Genomic DNA, 7,252 nt, shown 5'->3' with positions numbered 1-7,252 from the left:
ATAGCTATTCGTGCTCGCCCAAGGTGAAGATTTTCGATAATGAAAAACAATAACAAGTCATTGCTTTATAATGAAAAATGCCCGCTGTGCACCAGCGATGACTGCCTTCTATATTGGCAAGGACAAAACCCAACTCGAGATTACCTTCATTGCCAACACTGCGACCTTGTATTTGTCCCTTCTAGATTTCAGTTATGTTCAGAAGAAGAAAAAAAAATATACGATCAACATGAAAACAATCCGCAGGATGAACGCTACCGAAAATTCCTCGGAAGACTATTTGCCCCGATGAGCACCATGCTTTCAAAACCTAGCAAAGGGCTCGATTTTGGGTCAGGGCCAGGACCAACGCTTTCCAAGATGTTTGCAGAGCAAGGTCATCAATGCGCTATTTACGATAAGTTCTACGCAAACGATACAAGCACGCTCGGAAAAGACTACGGGTTTGTTAGCGCTACAGAGGTTGTCGAACACCTTGCCAACCCTAAGGACGTCTTTGGAATGCTTTTCAGCCTCACTGAAAAAACCAAAGGGCCAGTTGGAATAATGACAAAGCTACACCCCCAAGACCGAAAATCGTTCATGCAATGGCACTATAAAAATGACCCAACCCACATTGCTTTCTTTAGCCACATAACAATGGAAAAGCTTGCAAAAAGCTATGACAGAGACCTTCTTATACTTGGCACGGATGTCGTTATATTTACCAACAAGAAAAGAACATCATAAAAAAAGCGACTATTAAGTCGCTCATGCTTTCTCTAAAGTTCAGCGAGCAAGTTAGTTATGTTGTGCCTTGGACTGCGGCCCGGTTTGATGCTCAACAACTCCTGCCTCAGCTTCGACAACCTTTTTCGTCCCAGACATTACGCCAATCATAAACAAGAATTCGCACACCACGAACAACGGCCCTATTAACAGACCCGATAAATCGTCTACAAAGGCTGGTTTTTTGCCTTCATAAAAGTGCCCGACAAACTGAAAGACCCAACCAACCACGAACAGCCCAACACCCCACGCCAGCCAAACAGCCGTGCTCGAAGCTGCGATTCCTTGTGAAAAATACAAGCAAACACTGAATAGCGCCGTCATTAACACCGCTAGCGGAACACTTAACATCAGGTAATAGACCGAAGCGGCACACACAAGCAAATGCGAAGGCGTTAAAGCAAAACCAAACAGAACAAACTCAGGCCTTGCTAAAAGTACGGTGATCGCAAACACGATCATAGGAATGCCAATAAAATGTGTCGCGATATTGCGCGGGTCACGGTGATACTTTGCATACATAGAAAGCTGGTCGGTGAGCGTTTTCATTCTTTACAGTCCTTGATCTTGGTGGAGTGAGACATCTTAAAACGAAGTGCGAGGAGAATAGTAAAACGAAGTGACGCGCAAATCTGTCATGTAGCCGACACTTTAAGACGGCATCGCCGCTAACTTGAGCGCCTCCAAATCCCGCACCTTGATCTTTCCATACTCTAACGAGATAACTCCCCGCTCCTCTAGCCCCCGAAGAATCTGATTAGCGGTCTGCCTTGAAATCGAGAGCATCGCCGCTAAGCTCGCTTGATCAACATTGATCACCAAATCAGAACGAATCTGATTGAGAGCCGCATTCTCCGCCATCAGGAAGATGCGCTTTGTAAGTCGTTTTGACGCCGGCAGCAATGCCATATCTTCAATAAGACCAAAACTAAGCCGCAGCTTATTTGAAAGCATAATGCCGAAGTCTCTCCAATAAACAGGCTTTAAAGTCAGCAAGGCCTCCAAACTACTCTGAGGTATAAACAGCAAATCAGTATCAAGGGCCGCGACAGCATCATGCGTGCGCGGATCACTATCAAACAACGCGAGCTCTCCAAACCAATCTGGTGGATCGATAAAAGTGAGTAAAGACTCTTTACCCTCTTTGTTGTGGCCGGAAATTCGAATGCTTCCATCCAAGACCGCAAACACACCATTGGCAGACTCTCCTCGACTGAAAAGTCGCTGCCCCGCTTCTATGGATTTCAGATGCGCCCGCTCAAGCACATCGGATTTGAAGGCGTCACTCCTACTCGAAAACCACTTGCCGTTTTCCAAGACACTCTGAAACTCGTTCATCGCGGCCCCCTAACTATCGAAGCACTCTCATGGGTGGAGCTCTGAGAGAGCTGCGCAATAAGACATAACCTAGACTACCAAGTACAAGTGCACTTAATAGCGGGAAACTTAGCCACAAACCGGCATGAATGACCACTTCTGAGCTTAAAAACAGCCCGGTTACCAGATTTAAACCAAGTTCAGCGCAGAACAAGCCTGCCGCCGCACCCACAGCACCTAGCGCTGCGAATTCAATAAAATAACTCGCACGCAAGGTTTTGGCTGTCACACCAAGCGTTCGCATGATACCCGCTTCTCGCTCTCGCTCCTGCAATTTCGCAGCCGTGATTGCTGAAACGACAAGCAGGCTGGCTGCGAGAATCATCGATAGAACTAACTCCAACATTAAGCTGACTTGAGCAACAATCCCGCGCACCTTATCAATCAATGCGTCTACCTCAAGTATGCTCACTGTTGGAAATTGACGACCAATCTTATTCAGGAGCACCTTACCGTTAGCATCCAGATGAAACGAAGTGATGTAGGTTCTTTCATAGTCATCCAAACCTCCAGGCTCAAAGAACACATAGAAGTTTGGCTGCATGCTATCCCACTGCACACTTCGAATACTCTCCACTTTTGTCTCGATTCGACGTGGACCAATGGAAAAGCTCAATGCATCCCCAACTGAAATGCCGATATTTTCAGCTAATTCAGCTTCGACTGAAACGCCCGTCAGCGGCGATGAATCCTCATCAAACCAACGCCCCTTAAGAATTTCGTTATCAGCGGGTAATTTTCCCACCCAACTAAGATTCAGCTCTCTATTTAGAGCACCAACGTCTTTTGTGACCGCTACTTTCACATCAACACCATTGATGTGACTCAAGCGCCCTCTCACCATCGGGTAAAGACGGGATGGCTCTATACCCTCGTCTTCGAGAACAGCGTTGAGCTCGGGTATTTGGTAATCCCGAATATTGATGAGAAAGTGATTAGGCGCATCTTCGGGGAGCTGCGCCTGCCACTGAACAAGCAAAGAGTCCCTCACAATAAAAATAAACGCCAAAAGACAAAGCGCAAAAGCGTAAATGCTGGCTTGAAAAACAGTCTTTGATGGCTCTGCCTTCAAATGATCGAATGCCAGCGAAAGCGCGCTTCCACGGCGTCGCAACAAAATATCCGCTGAGACAAACCTAACAAGCAAATACACGATGCTTCCAACAACCAAAACTAAGGCCAAACCAGAAACTAAAAACAACAAAACAAGGCGGAGATTTTCGGTATAAACCACCAGTAAGCACGCAAGCAAACCGGCCACAAACAAATAGGCTACCCGAGAACCGCTTGCGAGCCTCCCAGACTCCGGGCGCAAAACAGCATGAGGACTAACGGACCTTAATGACAGAATTTGTGGTAACGAAAAGCCAATTACCGAGATAGACGTCATCAGAGCAGCAACCCATACCGATGACGCCTGCAACTGAAACTGCGAGCTTAGATCAATTCCTTCAAACAACGGTCTAATGATATCGAGCATATAGCTCGCTATGAGACTACTCACGAGAATGCCCAGAATCACAATAACCAAGGAAAGCGCGATCAGCTTACTAAGAAAAACGAGGAGGACATCTCTAGGCGTAAAACCGAGCGTTTTTAGAATCGCAACATCAATGACTTGCTGACTCGCATATTGCCGCGCAGATAGAGCGATGGCCAAGCTGCCAAGTAACACAGCGAGGCTAGATGCCAGAATAAGGTAAGACTCAGACCGTTCGATAGCGCTTGCGATAGCCGGCCTTCCGCCCTGCACACCTTGATAACGCTGACTCGAATTAACTCGGCTCTCAATCCAGGAATCGAATTCTTGCAGAGAATCAGTATCACCAGCGAAATAATAACGCCATTTTGCACGACTTCCGGGCTGAAGAACCTCAGTGCGCGCGACATCCGATCGATGAATCAAGACTCTTGGTTGTAAGCCTCCGATGTTAAAGCCAACATCGGGCTCTTGAATCAACGCACCAGCAAGCGCAAAGTCGGCCTCGCCTATTGCAATACTGTCTCCGACAGACACGCCAAGCAAATTAAACAGTCTGCTTTGCATGACACCTTTGCCTTGCTGCACAGCGATAGAGCTCGGACTTAACTTAAGCTCGCCCTTCAATGGATACGCTGAATCTACCGCCTTTACCTCAACCAATTGTGCGCCATCGTCAGAAAAAACCATCGTGCGAAACTCGACCGCCAAAGAACGTTTCAACCCTAGTTCATCCGACTTTGCGAGCCACGCTTCTGGCACCTCGCGAGGACTGACCAATTGACGATCTCCAGCCAATAACTCACTAGATGAAGTCACCAAGGTTTGCTTCATAAAATCCGATAAGGACAGAATGCTGACAACAGCAATAACGGAGACAAGACCAGACAAAAACAACAAGCGAAGCGATGTCAACTTGCGCTGCTGAGATAGCGATATAAATGCATGCTTTAGAAGCAAGCCGATCCCCGCACCAGTGTTAGGACGCGACATCTATAACGACCCCCTTCTCCAAGCGAATTTGCTGATCGCATCTCGCCGCAAGATCTTCATCATGCGTTACGAGCACTAGCGTAGTGCCTTGCTCTTTATTAAGTTGAAACAAACTTTCCACTATCTCTGAACCGGTATCACCATCGAGATTGCCCGTTGGCTCATCAGCAAAGAGAATCTGCGGTTCGCATGCGAAAGCGCGGGCGATTGCAACTCGCTGCTGCTCGCCACCAGACAGTTGCTTTGGCAGATGCGACAATCGGTCAGCTAAGCCCATTTTTGTGAGGAAGGCTTGCGCTCGAACCTTCGCATCCTTCATACCTTTTAGCTCCATAGGGAGCATGACATTTTTTAAAGCACTTAAATGATCAAGCAGATGAAAAGATTGGAACACAAAGCCCACCGATTCGCCTCGAACAGCAGCACGCTCATCTTCAGTCATCGAACCAAGCTCGTTCGATCCAAGCCGGACGGTCCCCGCAGAAGGGGTATCTAAACCAGCTAAAATTCCGAGCAAGGTTGTCTTACCCGAGCCGGACCTTCCTACTATTGCACACGAGCCACCCAGCGGAACTTCGAAGCTTATATCCGTTAAGACATCCAGCACCGAGTCGGGTAACTGAACCGATTTGGACACATTATTGGTAGATAGAGATAGTGCTTTTCTTGGCTTTTGAGTTAGCATAAATAATTCTAATTTTTTGGAGTGTTTAAGTGCGCTTACCGCTGATCATCATTCTTTCCCTATTCAGCTTACTGATAACTACGCATAAAGCGATAGCCGCAGATGAACAAGAGATTAAAATATTAGTCATGGGGGATAGTTTGAGTGCAGCTTATGGCATCCCCAAAGAACTTGGCTGGGTTAACCTCCTGCGAACCGAGTTAGGTGATGACTATTCGGTGATCAATGCCAGCATCAGTGGTGAAACAACGGGGGGCGGTTTAGCTGCTTTACCCCGGCATCTTGAGGAATATCAACCTGATCTAGTCATATTGGAATTAGGTGCAAATGATGGCCTGCGCGGCTTTCCTATCCCCCGAATGCGATCGAACCTTGAAGCGATGATTACGTTATCGTTGCAATCCGGCGCCCGCGTAATGCTGGTCGGAATACATATTCTGCCCAATTATGGGCGCAGATATACCGAGTCGTTTTATGCGGTATATCCAGAGTTAGCGGAAAAGTACGCGCTGAGCCTCGTTCCGTTCCTCCTAGACGGCGTCGCGCTCAATCCTGAATTAATGCAAGATGATCAATTACACCCCACCGCCGAAGCACAGCCACGGTTATTAAAAAACGTCCTATCTGCTCTGCAAGACGAACTAGAGGTAATTAGGGACAATTAAACCTTGGAGTTCAAGAATTCTAGCCCCTCACTCTCTGAAAAGTAGATTTGTTTGTCGGCCATGTAACCTACATGTCCGCCATATTTAGTTAGCTTAAGGTGGAAGTTTGGATTTCTCTCAGCAACATCAACCGGATAACAGCTTTTACTTAAGAACGGGTCGTCCGTCGAGGTGATCAACGCAGTAGGCACCTCTATAGAGTCAAGATGAGGGAGACTGCTGCTTTTAAGCCAATAGTCCAACGCACTGTCAAAACCATTCAACGGCGCGGTGTAACGCTCATCAAACTGGGCAAAGGTCTTAATCTTTTTAAATCCATCCAACGATATGTCATCTGGATACAATCTTTGTTTTTGCCGCAATTTCTCCTCGAGAGTGGATAGAAAATTGCGCATATATATACGGTTTGTTTTCTTAGCCAATACTTTCGAACTGCTCACCAAATCGCAGGGCACCGAGAACGCTAGCGCTGCTTTTACCTCCGTCGGTAAATACTGCTTCTCGCGCGATACGTATAATAGAGTCTTGTTCCCGCCGATACTGAATCCACACAACGCAATTTTATCGTAGCCTCGGCTTATCGCTTCGCGTACAAGCAGATCAAGATCTTCTGTCGATCCACTATGGTAGTTCTGCAGCCTCTTGTTCGGCACGCCCGCACAACTTCTATAATTCCAGGCAAGCACATCCCAGCCAGTGTCCAATGCTTGTGCGGCCATGCCAAGAACATAAGGGCGCCGGCTGTTGCCCTCCAAACCATGACTTATAATCAGCAAGCGTTTAGCGCTTGCACAATACCAATCGATATAAAGCTCATCACCATCCGGAGTTGCCAACACCTCCTCCATTGGAAGCTGCTTCAAGTGACGAACCTTACGAAACGAAGCAAGCACGGTATGAATGTGCGGATTTCTAAGCAAAAAAGGCGGGCGGTAAGAAAGGTGTTCAACAGGCATAAACGCCGCTCATCTGGTTGATTTATAAACAAAATTTGGAGCCAAATGTTAACACGTACAAATAATTCAAATAAGCGCGTTTTTTTTGTTGACGCTTTTTTTTGATCTGGGTAGTATTCGCGCCGTTGAGAAGTTCCCCGATAGCTCAGTTGGTAGAGCAACGGACTGTTAATCCGTGGGTCGCTGGTTCGAGCCCAGCTCGGGGAGCCAATTCTCCCTTCCTCTCAACAACATTCCTTGAAACGTATACAACGGATCCGTGGCAAACTCCATGACTTTGCCTAGTTCGAGCCCAGCTCGGGGAGCCAATTCTCCCTTACTCTCAACA

The 7,252-nt window shown here is 47.2% G+C and carries 7 protein-coding genes and 1 tRNA gene; 3 read left to right on the top strand and 5 right to left on the bottom strand.

Annotated elements, in window-relative coordinates; genetic code table 11:
- Positions 1 to 39 precede the first annotated feature (39 nt).
- On the top strand, positions 40 to 729 hold the full coding sequence (locus A3750_RS13665) for a class I SAM-dependent methyltransferase (RefSeq protein WP_068463676.1): 690 nt from the start codon (positions 40 to 42) through the stop codon (positions 727 to 729).
- A 51-nt stretch (positions 730 to 780) separates the two neighbouring features.
- On the opposite strand, the gene A3750_RS13660 is transcribed toward A3750_RS13665, so the two are convergent.
- The 4 genes from A3750_RS13660 to A3750_RS13645 form a co-directional block, all read right to left on the bottom strand.
- Complete coding sequence (locus A3750_RS13660; protein ID WP_068455801.1) at positions 781 to 1,317, bottom strand: DUF962 domain-containing protein; 537 nt, start codon at positions 1,315 to 1,317, stop codon at positions 781 to 783.
- Between the two features lie 102 nt (positions 1,318 to 1,419).
- Entirely contained in the window at positions 1,420 to 2,106 is a 687-nt protein-coding gene (locus A3750_RS13655; protein WP_068455800.1) for a Crp/Fnr family transcriptional regulator, read from the bottom strand.
- A 13-nt stretch (positions 2,107 to 2,119) separates the two neighbouring features.
- Positions 2,120 to 4,618 carry an ABC transporter permease gene (locus tag A3750_RS13650; RefSeq protein WP_068455797.1) on the bottom strand — a complete coding sequence of 833 codons (2,499 nt, stop codon included), beginning with the start codon at positions 4,616 to 4,618 and terminating at the stop codon, positions 2,120 to 2,122.
- Positions 4,605 to 5,303, bottom strand: a complete 699-nt coding sequence (locus A3750_RS13645) for an ABC transporter ATP-binding protein (RefSeq protein WP_068455795.1) — start codon at positions 5,301 to 5,303, stop codon at positions 4,605 to 4,607. Before A3750_RS13645 ends, A3750_RS13650 begins: the two co-directional genes overlap by 14 nt.
- Before the next feature lie 29 nt (positions 5,304 to 5,332).
- Between A3750_RS13645 and A3750_RS13640 the strand changes: the two genes are divergently transcribed.
- Positions 5,333 to 5,968, top strand: coding sequence for an arylesterase (locus A3750_RS13640; protein WP_068455792.1), 636 nt, complete (start codon positions 5,333 to 5,335; stop codon positions 5,966 to 5,968).
- On the opposite strand, the gene A3750_RS13635 is transcribed toward A3750_RS13640, so the two are convergent.
- Positions 5,965 to 6,924, bottom strand: a complete 960-nt coding sequence (locus tag A3750_RS13635; RefSeq protein ID WP_068455790.1) for a YheT family hydrolase — start codon at positions 6,922 to 6,924, stop codon at positions 5,965 to 5,967. The two genes, A3750_RS13640 and A3750_RS13635, sit on opposite strands and share 4 nt — an antisense overlap.
- A gap of 134 nt (positions 6,925 to 7,058) precedes the next feature.
- Here A3750_RS13635 and A3750_RS13630 point away from each other — a divergent pair.
- Positions 7,059 to 7,134: transfer RNA gene (locus tag A3750_RS13630), tRNA-Asn, on the top strand.
- The last annotated feature ends 118 nt before the right edge of the window (positions 7,135 to 7,252 follow it).

It is taken from the genome of Oleiphilus sp. HI0079 (assembly GCF_001635105.1).
The sequence above is the reverse complement of the archived record's forward strand: the minus strand, read 5'-3'. Positions and strand labels throughout refer to the sequence as shown.

Bases quoted from the DNA above. Each gene is read 5' to 3' on its own strand.
- A3750_RS13635 (WP_068455790.1), bottom strand. From the start codon at position 6,924: ATGCCTGTTGAACACCTTTCTTACCGCCCGCCTTTTTTGCTTAGAAAT.
- A3750_RS13660 (WP_068455801.1), bottom strand. From the start codon at position 1,317: ATGAAAACGCTCACCGACCAGCTTTCTATGTATGCAAAGTATCACCGT.
- A3750_RS13665 (WP_068463676.1), top strand. From the start codon at position 40: ATGAAAAACAATAACAAGTCATTGCTTTATAATGAAAAATGCCCGCTG.
- A3750_RS13650 (WP_068455797.1), bottom strand. From the start codon at position 4,618: ATGTCGCGTCCTAACACTGGTGCGGGGATCGGCTTGCTTCTAAAGCAT.
- A3750_RS13655 (WP_068455800.1), bottom strand. From the start codon at position 2,106: ATGAACGAGTTTCAGAGTGTCTTGGAAAACGGCAAGTGGTTTTCGAGT.
- A3750_RS13645 (WP_068455795.1), bottom strand. From the start codon at position 5,303: ATGCTAACTCAAAAGCCAAGAAAAGCACTATCTCTATCTACCAATAAT.